Origin of the sequence: Mameliella sp. CS4, from assembly GCF_019392335.1 — a bacterium.
Lineage (GTDB): Bacteria > Pseudomonadota > Alphaproteobacteria > Rhodobacterales > Rhodobacteraceae > Antarctobacter.
The window spans coordinates 499,421-513,757 of the sequence record NZ_JAHXRQ010000001.1 but is presented as its reverse complement, the minus strand read 5'-3'; the positions used below and the strand labels follow the sequence as shown (position 1 = coordinate 513,757).

Below are 14,337 nucleotides of genomic sequence, written 5' to 3'. Positions count from 1 at the left end.
GCGTGAGTCGGCATATTGACAGGTGTTTGAATTGCGACTGAGGCATTCGAGCCATATTATGTGCAACAGGATACACACCCCCGAGGACAATGCAGCATGACGAAACCGGTAGGAAGACCCTTTGACCGCCGCGCGTTCCTCGCCGGCGGCGCGGCGCTGATCGGCACACCCGCACTGGCACAGAACGTGAACGACGGAACCACCGAGATCGAGCGCAACGTGACGAATGTCGTGCGCCGTAACATCTCGAGCTTTCGGACCCTGGAGTGGAAGGACTACTTCAGCAACCTCAAAAAGGGCGCGATCCTTGTCGACATCTCGTCGCGGGCGCTGCACTTCTGGCGCGAGGACGGCAGCTATTACCTGTACCCGTCGTCGGTCCCGGTGACAGAGGACCTGACCCGGCGTGGCCGTACCCGCGTTGTGCTGAAGGACCCCAACCCAGACTGGCGTCCGACACCGGCGATGAAGCGGCGCAACCCGGAATGGCCGGACTATGTCGGCCCCGGTCCGGACAATCCCCTGGGCACCCGTGCCCTGCACCTGAGCTGGACCTATTACCGGATCCACGGCACCCACGACACCCGCAAGATCGGGCGCCGTTCGTCGAACGGATGTATCGGCCTGTACAACGAACACATCGAACAACTGTACGAGATGGCCTACGTCGGAACGCAGGTGTTGCTAATTTGACGACATAGGGGCGGACCGCAAAATCAGGCGCCCAAGAACCAATTGCAAAGCCTCTGAATTACTGCTTAGACAGGGATACGAGGTAAGTCTTGGGTGCCTGTCGTGTGTTCAATAGTGGCCACGGTAGGCGAATATCTGGAGAAGAAACATGAAAAAACTCGCTCTCGCAGCCGTTTTCGCTGGTGCAGCAACCACCGCATTCGCCGGTTCGTACAAGTCGTACGCCAAGGACGAAGTGGTTATGGAACCCGTCGTGGTCGTGGAAGAAACCCAAGAGGCATCGTCCTCCGCTGGTCTCCTGATCCCGCTGCTGCTCATCGCGATCATCGCAGCTGTTGCCGCCGACTAATCGTCGACGGTCGCAAGATCATGTAAAAAGGCGGTGCGACGGCACCGCCTTTTTCATTTCCGGGGTCCGGTGCACACGGTGATTAGCTAACGAAACCGTGAGCTTGGCCAGGTCAGGAGACCCAGCCGCCCAGGTTTTCCTCGATCAGTTGCGACAGGGCGTCGATATGCGCCGGGTCGTCGTTGAGGCAGGGAATATAGGTGAACTCTTCGCCGCCCGCCTCTTCAAAGCTCTCCTTGATCTCTTCGTTGATCTCTTCGAGCGTCTCGATGCAGTCGGCCGAAAAGGCCGGGGCGCAGACGGCGATGTGTTTCTTGCCGTCTTCTTTCGCCAGCCGGGCGACCTCGTCCACAGTGTAGGGTTTCAACCACTCCTCGGGGCCGAATCGACTCTGGAAAGTGGTGGTGATCTCGGTCTCGTCCCAGCCCAGACGCTCGCGCAGGAGGCGAGTCGTCTTCTGGCACTGGCAATGGTAGGGATCGCCCTCCAGCAGGTAGCGTTTCGGCACCCCGTGGTAGGAACAGACCAGGATGTCGGGGCGCGATTCGGCCTGCGCGTAGGCACGTTCGATCGACTGGGCCAGCGCTTCGATATACATCGGGTGGCCGAAATAGGGGTCGACGACCCGCGCGGTCGGCTGCCATTTCTCCTGCATCAGCGCGCGAAAGAACTGGTCGTTCGCGGTGGCGGAAGTGGCGCCGGCGTAGTGCGGATAGAGCGGGAAAAACAGGATCTTGTGGCACCCCGCCTCGACCATCTCGCGGACCTTGGACTGCGTCGACGGATTGCCGTAGCGCATGCAGAAATCGACCTTGACCTGATCGCCGTAGCGGTCGGCCATCTTCTGCGCGATGGCGGCGGTCTGGTCCTTTGTGATGGTCATCAGCGGGCTTTCCCCCGCCTCCTCGTTCCAGATCGACTTGTAGGCCTCGCCCGAACTGAAGGGGCGTTTGGTCAGGATGATGAGTTGCAGCAGCGGCTGCCATTTCCACTTGGGATAGTCGATCACACGCTGGTCCGAGAGGAACTCGTTCAGGTAGCGGCGCATCGACCAATAGTCGTAATTGTCCGGCGTTCCCAGGTTGGCCAGCAGCACGCCCACGCGCTCGCGCGGGAGGCTGGGATGGTCGTCGGGGGCATGGGCCGGACGTTTGGCGGAAGTGGTGGCGTCAAGCATGATGTCTGTCCCGTGATCACGCGTTTGGCTGGATGTATCGTCGTTCTGCACTGCGTCAATCTTTCAAAGGCGTTTCCGAGGTATTCAGCGCATCAGCCAGGCGCTGGGCGGCGGATCCGGGACGCAGCGGCTGTGGCTGCGAGGCATCGGGCGCCCATCCGGTCAGCGTGATGATCTCGAATGTCGCGGGCACGCGGCTGTCTGGCAGGGTGAACTCCTGGGCATAGATCTCGGCCGCGCGCAACAGGACGGCGCGGCGGGTGGGATGGCGCAGGCGGCCCTCCAGCGCGTTGTTCTCGCCCATTGCGCGCAACTCGCGCATCAGGTGAAACGGTGTGGCATAGCTGGCGGTCAGCGGCGCGGAATCGGCCACCGGCAGCGCAAGCCCCGCGCGCTGCAACAGCGCGCCCAGGTCGCGGATCTCGCCCATCGGGGCCACGCGGGGCGACAGCCCGCCGGTGACCTCGGTTTCCGCCTGGGCCAGCGCGGCGCGCAACTCGTGCAGGGTCTGTCCGCCCAGCGTCAGCACCAGACACAGCCCGTCGGGCCGCAGCGCGCGGCGGCACTGGATCATCTGGCCCACCGGGTCGTCGGCCCAGTGCAGGCAGAGCGCGTGGATCACCAGATCATGCGCGCCCTCTGTCAGGTCCAGCACCTCGGCGTCCGCGACGAGTGTCGCGTCGGGGAAAGAGGACTGCCAGACCTGCGGGAAAGGCGTCACCACGGCCACTTCTGTAAACCCCTTGTTAACCATCGCGAGACGATCCTGCGCGTCGTCGCGCGCGGCCTCGTGCAGGAACAGCGCCTCCTCGCGTGCGCGGGCGCGATGCAGGGTCAGGGCGTGCCGGTCGGTGAGACGGGGAGGATTGGGCATATGTTGGCTCATAGGCTGTGGTCGACGGGGATGCAAACCCTGGTGCAGATGGTCTATCCGCCGCGCTGCCTGGCCTGCGGCGGGCTGGTGGAAACGGATTTCGGCCTTTGCGGGACCTGCTGGCGGGATACGCCGTTCATATCCGGCCTGTCCTGCGATCTCTGCGGCGTGCCCCTGCCGGGTCAGTCCGACCGGGCGGAACATTGCGACGATTGTCTGAGCATCGCACGCCCCTGGCGCCACGGGCGCGCGGCGCTGGTCTATCGTGACCGGGGCCGGCGCATGGTTCTGGCGTTGAAACACGGCGACCGGCACGACATCGCGCGCCCGGCGGCGAAATGGATGGCACGGGTCACACGCGGGCTGATCCGGGACAACATGCTGGCGGTGCCGGTGCCCCTGCATGTCAGGCGCCACCTGAAACGGCGCTACAACCAGTCCGCCCTGCTGGCAGAGGCGTTGGCGCGGGATCTGGAGCTTGACTGGTGTCCTGACGCGCTGGAACGGGTCAGGCCCACGCCCAGTCTCGAAGGCAAAAGCCGCGAGGAACGGTTTACCGCGCTCGACGGCATGATCCGCGTGCCCGACTGGCGCCGCCCGATGATCGAAGGACGCCCGGTGCTGATCGTCGATGATGTCATGACCAGCGGTGCGACATTGGCCGCCGCGTCAGAGGCCTGTCTTGCGGCTGGTGCAACAGAGGTTTGTGTCAGCGTACTGGCGCGCGCGGCCAAAGACGCATAAGTCCCAGAGCATACGCACGAACGATCTGGAGGACCGAGATGCAACCGGTCGAAATGTACTATTCGCCGCTCTGCGGCTATTGCCACGCGGCCAAGCGGCTGCTTGACAGCAAGGGTGTCGACTATTCCGGCATCAACGTGCTGGAAGAGCCGACCCGCCGGTCCGAGATGATGGACCGTGCCCACGGTCGCCACACCGTGCCGCAGATTTTCATCGGGGAAACCCACGTCGGTGGTTACGATGAACTTGCGGCGCTGGAACGGCAGGGCAAGCTGGACCCTCTGCTGGCAACCTGATGCGAGCCGCGCTGTTGCAAATGACCTCGTCGGACGATCCGGCAGAGAACCTGGCCACGATGCGGGGGATGTTGTCCCTCGCGCAGGGTGAAGGCGCGCAGATCGCGTTGACGCCCGAGGTCTGCAACTGTGTCTCGATGGACCGCGCGCACCAGGCAGAGGTGCTGCGCCCCGAGGATGAGGACGAGGTGCTGGCCGGTTTGCGCGCCTCGGCGGCGGATCTGGGGATCTGGGTTCTGGCGGGATCGCTGGCGCAAAAGGCGGAACCCCCGGAAACGCGTTTCGTCAACCGGTCCTTCCTGATTGCGCCGGATGGCGACATCGCCGCGCGCTACGACAAGATGCACATGTTCGATGTGCAGGTCTCCGAGACAGAGACCTACCGCGAATCCTCGGGCTATGCGCCCGGCGGGCGGGCGGTTCTGGCGCGGACGCCCTTGGCGAATATCGGTCTCAGCATCTGCTATGACGTCCGGTTCGCCTATCTCTACCGCGCACTGGCGCAGGCGGGGGCGCAGGTGCTGACCGTCCCGGCGGCTTTTTCGCCGGGCACCGGCCCGATGCACTGGCAACCGCTGTTGCAGGCCCGCGCGATCGAGACAGGCTGTTACGTCCTGGCGCCGGCCCAGTCGGGCCAGCACGCGGCAAAGGCGGGCCGGGCACGCAAGACATATGGCCATACGATGGTGATATCTCCCTGGGGCGAGGTGCTGCTGGACGCGGGCACCGAACCGGGAGTGTTCTGCGTCGACCTCGACATGGGCGCGGTCGATGAGGCGCGGCGCAAGGTGCCGGCCCTGACCCATGACCGCAGGTTCGAGGGACCGGCATGAGCGACGCCAGCGGTCTTGCCATATCGCTTTTCTCCGAACTGCTGACCGCGGATCAGTTGTTGCGCGCGCGGTTGACCAAGGTGCTGCCGAACCGCATGGAAATCTCGCATTTCTCGGTGCTGAATCACCTTGCCCGGGGGGGTGAAAAGACCCCGGCGCAACTGGCGCGGGCCTTCCACGTTACCCGTGGCGCGATGACCAATACGCTGTCAAAGCTGGAAATCGCGGGCTACGTCCACATCCGCCCCGACTGGGACGATGCCCGGCGCAAGCTGGTCTCGATCTCTCCGGCGGGCCGCTCGGCGCGCGAGGCGGCGCTGGTCGCCATCACGCCTCTGATCGAGGAGATGCTGGGCGATCTGGGCGAGGACCGCGTGCGCGCCGCGCTGCCCGTTCTGCGCGAGTTGCGGCTGCGGCTGGAAGAATAGGGGGCGCTGCACCCGTCTCTGCGGGACTCCCCCGGAGTATTTCGGCGCCCAAAGAAGACCCAGCCCGCGCCCATGTTTCTTTGGGCCAAAAAATACCTCCGGGGGGAGTCGACCGAAGGGAGACGGGGGGCAGCGCCCCCCTTTTTCGCTTCAGGCCGGGTTCAGCGAGGCCGTGACATAGTTCACGCTGAGGTCGCGGTCGGACACGCGCCAGACCCAGCTGACAGGGTTGAAGACGAACCCCTTGCGGTCGACCGGCTCCAGCCCGGCCTGGCGCATCAGGTCATAAAGCTCGTCCGGGGTGATGAACTTGGCCCATTCATGGGTGCCCTTGGGCAACCAGCGCATGACGTATTCCGCGCCCAGGATCGCCACCGCGAAACTCTTGGGGTTGCGGTTGATGGTCGAACAGATGTGCAGCCCGCCCGGTTTCAGCAATTGCCGGCAGGCGGTGAGATAGGCCAGCGGATCGGCCACATGTTCGACCACCTCCATGTTCAGCACCACGTCAAAGCGTTCGCCTGCCGCTGCCATCGCCTCGGCCGTGGTATAGCGATAGTCGATCTGCAGGCCGGACTGGGCCGCATGGGTCTGCGCCACGGGGATGTTGCGCTCGGCGGCGTCGACGCCGACCACCTCGGCGCCCAGCCGCGCCATCGGTTCCGACAGCAGGCCGCCGCCACAGCCGATGTCCATGATCCGCAGGCCCGCGAAGGGCTGCGCCCCTGTCAGATCACGATCGAATTCTGCCGCGATCTGGTTGGTGATATAGTCCAGCCGAACGGGATTCATCATGTGCAGGGGTTTGAACTTGCCATGCGGATCCCACCATTCGGCGGCCATCGCTTCGAACTTGGCGATCTCGGATGCGTCGACGGTGGTCGTCATGAATTTCCTCATGGTCTTTTGCCCTTGAGGCGCAATATAGGTAGGGCATGGACAAAATCCCGGGCCAAAAGCGCGCAGTGCAGTATCTCTATCCGGCGATCGACCCGTTCGATCAACGTATGCTGGATGTCGGGGACGGGCACAGGATCTACGTCGAGCAATGCGGCAACCCCGAGGGCCAGCCGGTCATCGTGCTGCATGGTGGGCCGGGCGGCGGCTGCAGCCCGGCGATGCGGCGTTATTTCGATCCCCGGCACTATCGCGTCATCCTGTTCGACCAGCGCGGCTGTGGACGGTCGCGGCCCCATGCCAGCGTGGTGGCCAATACCACCTGGGATCTGGTCTCTGACATCGAACGCATCCGCGCCGAGCTGGACATCGACCGCGCCGTCGTCTTTGGCGGCAGCTGGGGTGCGACACTGGCGCTGATCTATGCCATAAGCCACCCCGAGGCGGTGTGCCAGTTGGTGCTGCGCGGCGTTTTCATGATGACCCGGACAGAGCTGGACTGGTTCTATGGTGGCGGTGCCGGACAATTCTGGCCCGAGCCCTGGGCGCGTTTTTCCGACATGATCCCCGAGGACGAGCGGGACGATCTGATCGGCGCCTATCACAAGCGGCTGTTCAGCGGCGACCTGCGGACAGAGACGCGTTATGCGCAGGCCTGGTCGTCCTGGGAAAACGCGCTGGCCTCTGTCTATTCCAACGGGATGGGCGGCGAGGCACCCGGGGAATACGCCCGCGCCTTTGCCCGGCTCGAGAATCACTATTTCATCAACGCGGGTTTCCTGGACGAAGATGGCTGGATCCTGAACAACACCAGCCGGATTGCCGACGTGCCGGGGGTCATCGTGCAGGGCCGCTATGACATGATCTGTCCGCCGCGCCGTGCCTGGGACCTGGCGCAGGCCTGGCCCGGGGCCGATCTGCGGATGATCCGGAACGCGGGCCATGCGCTGTCAGAACCCGGGATCAGCGCCGAATTGGTGCGCGTGATGGACGATCTGGCCAGTCTGAGGGACTGAAACAGTCCAGACACAGGGTTTACACACCGTTCTCAGGCGCTAACGTAGCTGTAACGAAAACAAGAAATCGACAGGGATCTTGAATCCGGTAATCAAAATCATCCTCCAGCGTCTCGCGCTGGGCCTTTTGACGCTGTTCATTGTTTCCATCGTCATCTTTACGGCGGTGAACATGCTCCCCGGGGATTTCGCCGAGGCGATCCTGGGGCAGGGGGCCACACCCGAGGCCGTGGCGGCCATCCGCCGGGATCTCGGGCTCGATCAGGACCCGGTGACGCGCTACCTTCAATGGCTGGCCGGTGCGTTACAGGGCGATCTGGGCAATTCCTTTGCCCAGGCGAATTTCGCCAGCTTTGTCGGTGACGATTCGGGTGTGCGGACCTCCGTGGCCCAGCAGATCGCGCCGCGGTTCGCCAACACGATGTTCCTTGCCGGTGTCACTGCCGCCATCGCCGTGCCCTTTGCGGTGACGCTGGGCGTGCTGGCGGCGCTTTATCGGAATTCCGTCTTCGACAAGGTGGCGAACGTCTCGACGCTGACCTCTATTTCCAGCCCCGAGTTCTTTCTGGCCTATGTGCTGATCCTCTTCCTGGCGGTGCTGAACCCGCTTCTGCCGTCCTTGTCCAATATCTACGCGGACATGGGCTTTGGCGAACGGTTGCAGAAGACGCTGCTGCCGGCGTTGACCCTGACCCTTGTGGTGACGGCGCACATGATGCGGATGACCCGTGCGGCGATCATCAACCTGCTGGCCAGCCCCTATATCGAGATGGCGCGCCTGAAGGGGATCAAGCCGATGCGGGTGATCGTGCATCATGCGCTGCCCAACGCGCTGGCGCCGATCATCAACGTCATCGCGCTGAACCTGGCGTATCTCATCACCGGGGTCGTGGTGGTCGAGGTTGTCTTTGTCTATCCCGGCATCGGCCAGTTGTTCGTGGACAGCGTCAAGATCCGGGATATTCCGGTGGTTCAGGCATGCTGCCTGATCTTTGCCGCCGCTTATATCCTGCTGAACCTGACCGCCGACATCCTGTCGATCCTGTCCAACCCGCGGCTGAGGCATCCGAAATGAGCAGCGTTCCCTGGATTCTCGGTGCCATCGTTGTCTTGCTGGCGGGCGGTTGGATCATGCGCCTGGCCGGTCAGAAGCTGACGGGAAACAAGCCTTTCTTCCGTGACATGCCGTTGGCCGTTGCCTTCGGCTATGTGCTGGGCGCGGCATTGGTCCTGTTCGGCATCTGGTTCTACTTTCAGCCTGCCGTGACACAGGACGGCGTGCCGGTGGCCTCTGTCCAGTTCTTCCGCTGGGCGGTGCAGGGCGTTCTGATCGGCGCGGCGGCGGCCTATCTGTTTCGCCTGGTCGGGCGCGTCGTGGGCACGGCGGGCAGCCGCAAGGTTTTCCGACAGATGCCGCTGACCGCGGCCTTTGGCGTGCTGGTCATCCTGATCTATGCGTTCCTGGCGATCTTTGCCCCGGCCTTGGCCCCGCACGGTCAGGAACAGGTCTTTGGCCAGGCCAATATCGTTCCCGGCGGCAATCCGGCGCTGGGCGGCAACCCGGACTTTCCGTTAGGCACCGACCAGATCGGCCGGGATATCCTGTCCCGCCTGATCTACGGCGCCCAGAACACGGTGGGCATCGCCTTTGCCACCACGGTGCTGGCCTTTGTCCTTGGCGGCACCTTCGGGTTCCTTGCCGCCACCCTGCGCGGCTGGATGGACCAGGCGCTGAGCCGACTGGTCGACGTGCTGATGGCGATCCCCTCGCTGATCTTCTCGCTCTTGCTGATCACCGTGGCCTCGGCCTGGGTGTCCGGCTTTGGCCTGACGGTGGCGATGGTGGTCATCATCGCGGTGATCGATTCGACGCGGGTGTTCCGCCTGGCGCGCGCCGTGGGCATGAACATCGTCGTGATGGATTACATCGAGGCGGCCAAGCTGCGCGGCGAGGGCCTGCCCTATCTCATCTTCCGCGAGATCCTGCCCAATGCCACCGCGCCCTTGCTGGCGGAATTCGGGCTGCGGTTCTGTTTCGTCTTCCTGACGATTTCCGCCCTTAGCTTCCTTGGGCTGGGCATCCAGCCGCCGCTGGCGGACTGGGGCACGATGGTCAAGGACCTCTCGGCCTTCATCAACTACGCCAGCTTTGCGCCGCTGGCGGCCAGCGTGCCGCTCTTGGCGGCGGGGGCCATCGCCCTGTTGACGGTTGCGGTGAATTTCGTCGTCGACTGGATGCTGAACCGCTCCTCGGGGCTGAAGGATTGAGCCATGTCTGACTTCCTTGTCGAAATGCGCGACGTTCGGATCGAGGGCCGCTCGGACGAAACCTGGATGCCGATCATCAACGGTGTCGACCTGACCCTGAAAAAGGGCGAGGTGCTGGGTCTCATCGGCGAATCGGGCGCCGGGAAATCGACGTTGGGCCTTGCCGCTATGGGCTTTTGCCGCGACGGGGTGCGCATCTCGGGTGGCAGCGTGATGTTCGACGGGATCGACCTGCTGGCCGCCAGTGCCGAGCAGAAGCGCCAGCTTCTGGGCAAGCGCATCGCCTATGTCGCGCAATCCGCCGCCGCCAGCTTTAACCCCGCACACAAGCTGATCGACCAGCACACAGAGGCGCCGGTGCAGCATGGCATTGCCGGCAAGGCTGAAAGCGCTGCCGACGGGGTGGAACTGTACCGCAAACTGCGCCTGCCCAACCCGGACGAAATCGGCTTTCGCTATCCGCACCAGGTCTCTGGCGGGCAGCTACAGCGGGCGATGACCGCGATGGCGATGGCCTGTCGCCCCGATCTGATCATCTTTGATGAGCCGACCACCGCGCTGGACGTGACCACCCAGATCGAGGTGTTGGCCAGCATCCGGCAGATTGTCGAGGAATTCGACACCGCCGCGATCTACATCACGCATGACCTTGCCGTGGTCGCGCAGATGGCCGACCGCATCAAGGTGCTGCTGAAAGGCGACGAGGTCGAAGAGGCCGACACGCGCACCATGCTCAGCGAGCCGACGCAGGAATATACGAAAAGTCTCTGGGCCGTGCGTGCCTTTGAACGGCCCGAGAAACCGCCTGTCGCCAGTGACGCGACGCCGGTGATTTCCGTTCAGGGGATCACGGCGGCCTATGGCACGGTGGACGTGCTGAGTGATGTCAGCTTTGACATCCACGCGGGCCGCACGGTGGCGGTGGTGGGCGAATCCGGTTCCGGCAAATCGACAACCGCGCGCTGTATCACCGGCCTTCTGCCGCCGCGCATCGGCACGATCGAGCTGGACGGCGAGCCCTTGCCGCTGGACTATCGCAAGCGCAGCAAGGAACAGCTGCGGCAGGTTCAGATGATCTACCAGATGGCGGATACGGCACTGAACCCGCGCAAATCCATCGGTGAGATCATCGGCCGCCCGGTCGAATTCTACATGGGCCTGCGCGGCGGCGCCAAGCGCAAGCGCGTGGCCGAGCTGATGGATCAGATCGAACTGCCCGCGGATCAATACATCGACCGCCTGCCCTCGGAATTGTCGGGCGGCCAGAAACAGCGCATCGGCATCGCCCGCGCCTTGGCCGCCGAGCCAAAATTCATCATCTGCGACGAGGTCACCAGTGCGCTGGACCAGCTGGTGGCCGAGGGCATCCTCAAACTGCTGGCCCGGCTGCAGGACGAGCTTGGCCTCAGCTACATGTTCATCACCCATGACCTGGCCACCGTACGCGCCATCGCGGACGAGGTTGTGGTGATGAAGGATGGGGTGGTGGTCGAACAGGGCCCGAAACGCGACATGTTCAAGCCGCCGCATCACGCCTATACAGATCTTCTGCTGTCTTCGGTCCCCGAGATGGACCCGGATTGGCTGACGAATCTGTTGAAGGAACGCGGAGTTGATAACATTGGCGATGCCGCAGTTGGTAAAATGTCGTAGGAATCGCCACAACGAGACAAGACCTGCCGGAAGACGACCCACGGCGGGCAATGACCAAGGGAGACTGACATGACCAGAATTAGCAGACGCGGACTTCTGACCACCGGCGCCGCTGCCGGTGTGCTCGCCGCCAGCGGCCTGCCGCTGCGCGCCCAGGCCAAGCGGGGCGGCCGCCTGCGCGCCGCTCTGTCGGGGGCCAACACCTCGGACAGCTGGGATGCCCGTACGCATTCCGACCTGTTCATGATCGCTTCGGCCCAGGGGTCGGTCTTTGACAACCTCACCGAGGTTGGCGCCGATGGCACGCTCAAGGGTGAGCTGGCCACCTCCTGGGAGGCGTCCCCGGATGCCAAGACCTGGACCTTCAACCTGCGTCAGGGCGTGACCTTCCACAACGGCAAGGCCTTCGGCGCGGATGACGTCATCGCCTCGTTGCAGATGCACGTGGCCGAGGGTGCGAAATCGGCGGCCAAGCCGATCATCGAATCCATCACCGAGATGAAGAAGATCACCGACCACCAGGTGCAGTTCACGTTGGAGGCCGGCAACGCCGACTTCCCCTACCTGCTGTCGGATTATCACCTGCTGATCTACCCGGCCGGCCAGATCGAAGAGGCCATCGCCAAGGGCATCGGTACCGGGCTGTACAAGGTCCAGAGCTTTGAGCCCGGCGTGCGCATGGTCGCGACGCGGGTCGACAGCCACTACAAGGACGGCAACGCCGGGTTCTTTGACGAGATCGAATATATCGCCGTCAATGACAACACCGCCCGGATGAACGCGCTGCTGACCGGCCAGGTCGACGCGATCAACCGCATCGACCTCAAGACAGAGGCGCTGCTCAAGGCGAACCCGATGGTGCGCATCCAGGAAGTGTCCTGCAACCAGCAGTACACCTTCCCGATGTTGACGGACGTGGCGCCCTTCAACGACGTCAACGTGCGCCGGGCGCTGAAATTCGCCATCAACCGCCAGGAGATGGTCGACAAGATCCTGCTGGGCCACGGTCGTGTGGGCAACGATACGCCCATCGGCCCCGCCAACCAGTATTTCGCCGCCGACATGGAGCAGAACAGCTACGATCCGGACAAGGCGAAGTTCTACCTCAAGGAGGCGGGTCTTTCGTCGCTGGACATCGACCTTTCCGCCTCCAGCGCGGCTTTCGAGGGCGCGGTCGACGCGGCGCAGCTGTACCAGGCCTCGGCCAAGTCTTCTGGCATCAACATCAACGTGGTGCAGGAACCGGCGGATGGCTACTGGTCGAACGTCTGGCTGAAAAAGCCCTTCTGCGCCTGCTACTGGTCAGGCCGTGCCACCGAGGACTGGATGTTCTCCAGCGCCTACGAGGAAGGCGTTCCGTGGAACGACACCCAGTGGGGCCGCGAGGACAGCGAGCGCTTCCAGGATCTTCTGGTCGAGGCCCGCGCCGAGCTGGACCCGACCAAGCGTCGCGAGATGTACACGGAAATGCAGCAGATCCTGCGCACCGATGGCGGTGTCGTGCTGCCGATGTTTGCCAACTACGTCCAGGCGGTGTCCAACAAGATCGCCAACCCGGAAAAAGTGGGCAATCTCTGGCAGATGGACAACGCCCGCATGGCCGAGCGTTGGTGGACGGCCTAAGCGCGCCCTCGTCCCGGGCCTGAACCGGGACCTCGTTGCATCAAACGAAACGCCCCGCAGGATCTGCGGGGCGTTTTTCATTGTGCGGCTTGGTGCGGCCTGGCGAATCCCGCCTTTGGATGGTCTTGCGGCTCGGTCCCTTGGCCCGTGTTCAAAGAACGTAGCGGCTCAGGTCTGTCGAGCGGGTCAGTTCGCCCAGGTGCTCTTCGACAAAATCCGCGTTCACCGTGACCTCGGCCCCGGCCTGGTCCGGCGCATTAAAGCTCAGTTCCTCGAAGACCCGTTCCATCACCGTATAGAGGCGCCGGGCGCCGATGTTCTCGACGCTGGTGTTCACCTCGGCGGCGATCTTGGCCAGGGCGGCGATGCCTTCCTCGGTAAAGCTGACCTTGACCTCCTCGGTCGCCATCAGCGCGGTGTACTGGCGGGTCAGGGCATTGTCCGTCTCGGTCAGGATGCGGACGAAATCCGCTTCGGTCAGCGCCCGCAGGTTCACCCGGATCGGCAGGCGGCCCTGGAGTTCGGGCAAAAGGTCCGAAGGTTTTGCGATGTGGAAGGCGCCCGAGGCGATGAACAGGATATGGTCGGTCTTGACCGCGCCGTGCTTGGTGCTGACCGTCGTGCCCTCGATCAGTGGCAGCAGGTCGCGCTGCACACCCTCGCGGCTGACATCACCGCCGCGCGCCTCTTGCCGGGCGGCGACCTTGTCGATCTCGTCCAGGAAGACGATGCCGTTCTGTTCCACGGACTCAAGCGCCGCCGCCTTGACGACCTCGTCGTCCAGCAGCTTGTCCGCCTCTTCGGAAATCAGCACCCCGTAGCTTTCGGCCACGGTCATGCGCTTGCGCGTCGTACGCCCGCCAAAGGCCTTTCCGAACATCTCGCCCAGGTTCATCATCCCCATGTTGGCGCCGGGCTGGCCGGGGATCTCCATCGTCGGAAAGGGAGAGCTTGTCTCGGCCACGTCCAGTTCGATTTCCGTGTCGTCCAGCTCGCCGTTCTTCAGCTTGCGGCGGAACATCTCGCGCGTGCCTTCGCGCGCGTCGGTGCCGGCAATGGCGGTGATGACCCGTTCTTCGGCGGCTTCATGGGCGCGCGCCTTGACCTCTTCGCGCATGTGCTCGCGCGTGTCGACGATGGCGGTGTCCACCAGGTCACGGATGATCTGTTCCACGTCGCGGCCGACATAGCCGACCTCGGTGAACTTTGTGGCCTCTACCTTGATGAAAGGCGCACGGGCCAGTTTCGCCAGGCGGCGGCTGATCTCGGTCTTGCCGACGCCGGTGGGGCCGATCATCAGGATGTTCTTGGGATAGACTTCGTCGCGCAGGTCGTCGGACAGTTGCTTGCGCCGCCAGCGGTTGCGCAGGGCCACGGCGGTGGCGCGCTTGGCCTCTTGCTGGCCGATGATGAAACGGTCGAGTTCCGAGACGATTTCGCGGGGGGTGAGGTCGGTCATGCGTCTTGTTCCTTGTGCCGCGCCAGA

The 14,337-nt window shown here is 63.7% G+C and carries 15 protein-coding genes; 11 read left to right on the top strand and 4 right to left on the bottom strand.

Features of this window, described 5'->3' with window-relative positions; translation table 11 throughout:
* Positions 1-96: 96 nt before the first annotated feature.
* Positions 97-693 (top strand): L,D-transpeptidase, encoded by a 597-nt coding sequence (locus tag KZZ07_RS02390; protein ID WP_219512018.1) that lies wholly within the window; start codon positions 97-99, stop codon positions 691-693.
* 148 nt (positions 694-841) lie between these two features.
* Positions 842-1,042, top strand: coding sequence for a hypothetical protein (locus tag KZZ07_RS02385; RefSeq protein ID WP_043142766.1), 201 nt, complete (start codon positions 842-844; stop codon positions 1,040-1,042).
* A gap of 112 nt (positions 1,043-1,154) precedes the next feature.
* On the opposite strand, the gene hemH is transcribed toward KZZ07_RS02385, so the two are convergent.
* A complete protein-coding gene (hemH, locus tag KZZ07_RS02380; RefSeq protein ID WP_219512017.1) occupies positions 1,155-2,219 on the bottom strand; it encodes a ferrochelatase in 1,065 nt (354 codons plus the stop codon).
* Positions 2,220-2,274: 55 nt separating this feature from the next.
* Positions 2,275-3,093 carry a methyltransferase domain-containing protein gene (locus KZZ07_RS02375; RefSeq protein ID WP_219512016.1) on the bottom strand — a complete coding sequence of 273 codons (819 nt, stop codon included), beginning with the start codon at positions 3,091-3,093 and terminating at the stop codon, positions 2,275-2,277.
* On the opposite strand from KZZ07_RS02375, the gene KZZ07_RS02370 reads away from it, so the two are divergent.
* Genes KZZ07_RS02370 through KZZ07_RS02355 form a run of 4 tightly spaced genes read left to right on the top strand, consistent with a single transcriptional unit; the run spans position 3,094 to position 5,394 of the window.
* A complete protein-coding gene (locus KZZ07_RS02370; protein ID WP_255564110.1) occupies positions 3,094-3,837 on the top strand; it encodes a ComF family protein in 744 nt (247 codons plus the stop codon).
* A 38-nt stretch (positions 3,838-3,875) separates the two neighbouring features.
* Positions 3,876-4,133, top strand: a complete 258-nt coding sequence (gene grxC, locus KZZ07_RS02365) for a glutaredoxin 3 (RefSeq protein ID WP_219512015.1) — start codon at positions 3,876-3,878, stop codon at positions 4,131-4,133.
* The gene (locus KZZ07_RS02360; RefSeq protein WP_219512014.1) at positions 4,133-4,966 is read left to right on the top strand and encodes a carbon-nitrogen hydrolase family protein; all 834 of its coding nucleotides are present in this window, start codon (positions 4,133-4,135) and stop codon (positions 4,964-4,966) included. Before grxC ends, KZZ07_RS02360 begins: the two co-directional genes overlap by 1 nt.
* Entirely contained in the window at positions 4,963-5,394 is a 432-nt protein-coding gene (locus tag KZZ07_RS02355; protein ID WP_219512012.1) for a MarR family winged helix-turn-helix transcriptional regulator, read from the top strand. The genes KZZ07_RS02360 and KZZ07_RS02355 overlap by 4 nt, the downstream gene beginning before the upstream one ends.
* Before the next feature lie 150 nt (positions 5,395-5,544).
* Here KZZ07_RS02355 and ubiG read toward each other — a convergent pair whose 3' ends face one another.
* Positions 5,545-6,282, bottom strand: coding sequence for a bifunctional 2-polyprenyl-6-hydroxyphenol methylase/3-demethylubiquinol 3-O-methyltransferase UbiG (ubiG, locus tag KZZ07_RS02350; protein ID WP_219512011.1), 738 nt, complete (start codon positions 6,280-6,282; stop codon positions 5,545-5,547).
* Between the two features lie 47 nt (positions 6,283-6,329).
* Between ubiG and pip the strand changes: the two genes are divergently transcribed.
* The 5 genes from pip (at position 6,330) to KZZ07_RS02325 (ending at position 12,851) form a co-directional block, all read left to right on the top strand.
* On the top strand, positions 6,330-7,307 hold the full coding sequence (gene pip / locus KZZ07_RS02345) for a prolyl aminopeptidase (RefSeq protein WP_219512010.1): 978 nt from the start codon (positions 6,330-6,332) through the stop codon (positions 7,305-7,307).
* Between the two features lie 79 nt (positions 7,308-7,386).
* On the top strand, positions 7,387-8,382 hold the full coding sequence (locus KZZ07_RS02340; RefSeq protein ID WP_219512009.1) for an ABC transporter permease: 996 nt from the start codon (positions 7,387-7,389) through the stop codon (positions 8,380-8,382).
* Entirely contained in the window at positions 8,379-9,575 is a 1,197-nt protein-coding gene (locus tag KZZ07_RS02335; RefSeq protein WP_219512008.1) for an ABC transporter permease, read from the top strand. Before KZZ07_RS02340 ends, KZZ07_RS02335 begins: the two co-directional genes overlap by 4 nt.
* 3 nt (positions 9,576-9,578) lie before the next feature.
* Positions 9,579-11,228 (top strand): ABC transporter ATP-binding protein, encoded by a 1,650-nt coding sequence (locus KZZ07_RS02330; protein ID WP_219512007.1) that lies wholly within the window; start codon positions 9,579-9,581, stop codon positions 11,226-11,228.
* Between the two features lie 69 nt (positions 11,229-11,297).
* The gene (locus tag KZZ07_RS02325; RefSeq protein ID WP_219512006.1) at positions 11,298-12,851 is read left to right on the top strand and encodes an ABC transporter substrate-binding protein; all 1,554 of its coding nucleotides are present in this window, start codon (positions 11,298-11,300) and stop codon (positions 12,849-12,851) included.
* A gap of 151 nt (positions 12,852-13,002) precedes the next feature.
* Here KZZ07_RS02325 and hslU read toward each other — a convergent pair whose 3' ends face one another.
* Complete coding sequence (hslU, locus tag KZZ07_RS02320) at positions 13,003-14,310, bottom strand: ATP-dependent protease ATPase subunit HslU (RefSeq protein ID WP_219512005.1); 1,308 nt, start codon at positions 14,308-14,310, stop codon at positions 13,003-13,005.
* Positions 14,311-14,337 lie beyond the last annotated feature (27 nt).

Excerpts from the sequence above, each read along its gene's own strand:
- grxC (WP_219512015.1), top strand. The coding sequence starts at position 3,876 with ATGCAACCGGTCGAAATGTACTATTCGCCGCTCTGCGGCTATTGCCAC.
- KZZ07_RS02385 (WP_043142766.1), top strand. The coding sequence starts at position 842 with ATGAAAAAACTCGCTCTCGCAGCCGTTTTCGCTGGTGCAGCAACCACC.
- hemH (WP_219512017.1), bottom strand. The coding sequence starts at position 2,219 with ATGCTTGACGCCACCACTTCCGCCAAACGTCCGGCCCATGCCCCCGAC.
- KZZ07_RS02390 (WP_219512018.1), top strand. The coding sequence starts at position 97 with ATGACGAAACCGGTAGGAAGACCCTTTGACCGCCGCGCGTTCCTCGCC.
- KZZ07_RS02335 (WP_219512008.1), top strand. The coding sequence starts at position 8,379 with ATGAGCAGCGTTCCCTGGATTCTCGGTGCCATCGTTGTCTTGCTGGCG.
- KZZ07_RS02325 (WP_219512006.1), top strand. The coding sequence starts at position 11,298 with ATGACCAGAATTAGCAGACGCGGACTTCTGACCACCGGCGCCGCTGCC.
- ubiG (WP_219512011.1), bottom strand. The coding sequence starts at position 6,282 with ATGACGACCACCGTCGACGCATCCGAGATCGCCAAGTTCGAAGCGATG.
- KZZ07_RS02360 (WP_219512014.1), top strand. The coding sequence starts at position 4,133 with ATGCGAGCCGCGCTGTTGCAAATGACCTCGTCGGACGATCCGGCAGAG.
- KZZ07_RS02370 (WP_255564110.1), top strand. The coding sequence starts at position 3,094 with ATGTTGGCTCATAGGCTGTGGTCGACGGGGATGCAAACCCTGGTGCAG.
- KZZ07_RS02375 (WP_219512016.1), bottom strand. The coding sequence starts at position 3,093 with ATGCCCAATCCTCCCCGTCTCACCGACCGGCACGCCCTGACCCTGCAT.
- KZZ07_RS02330 (WP_219512007.1), top strand. The coding sequence starts at position 9,579 with ATGTCTGACTTCCTTGTCGAAATGCGCGACGTTCGGATCGAGGGCCGC.
- hslU (WP_219512005.1), bottom strand. The coding sequence starts at position 14,310 with ATGACCGACCTCACCCCCCGCGAAATCGTCTCGGAACTCGACCGTTTC.
- KZZ07_RS02355 (WP_219512012.1), top strand. The coding sequence starts at position 4,963 with ATGAGCGACGCCAGCGGTCTTGCCATATCGCTTTTCTCCGAACTGCTG.
- pip (WP_219512010.1), top strand. The coding sequence starts at position 6,330 with ATGGACAAAATCCCGGGCCAAAAGCGCGCAGTGCAGTATCTCTATCCG.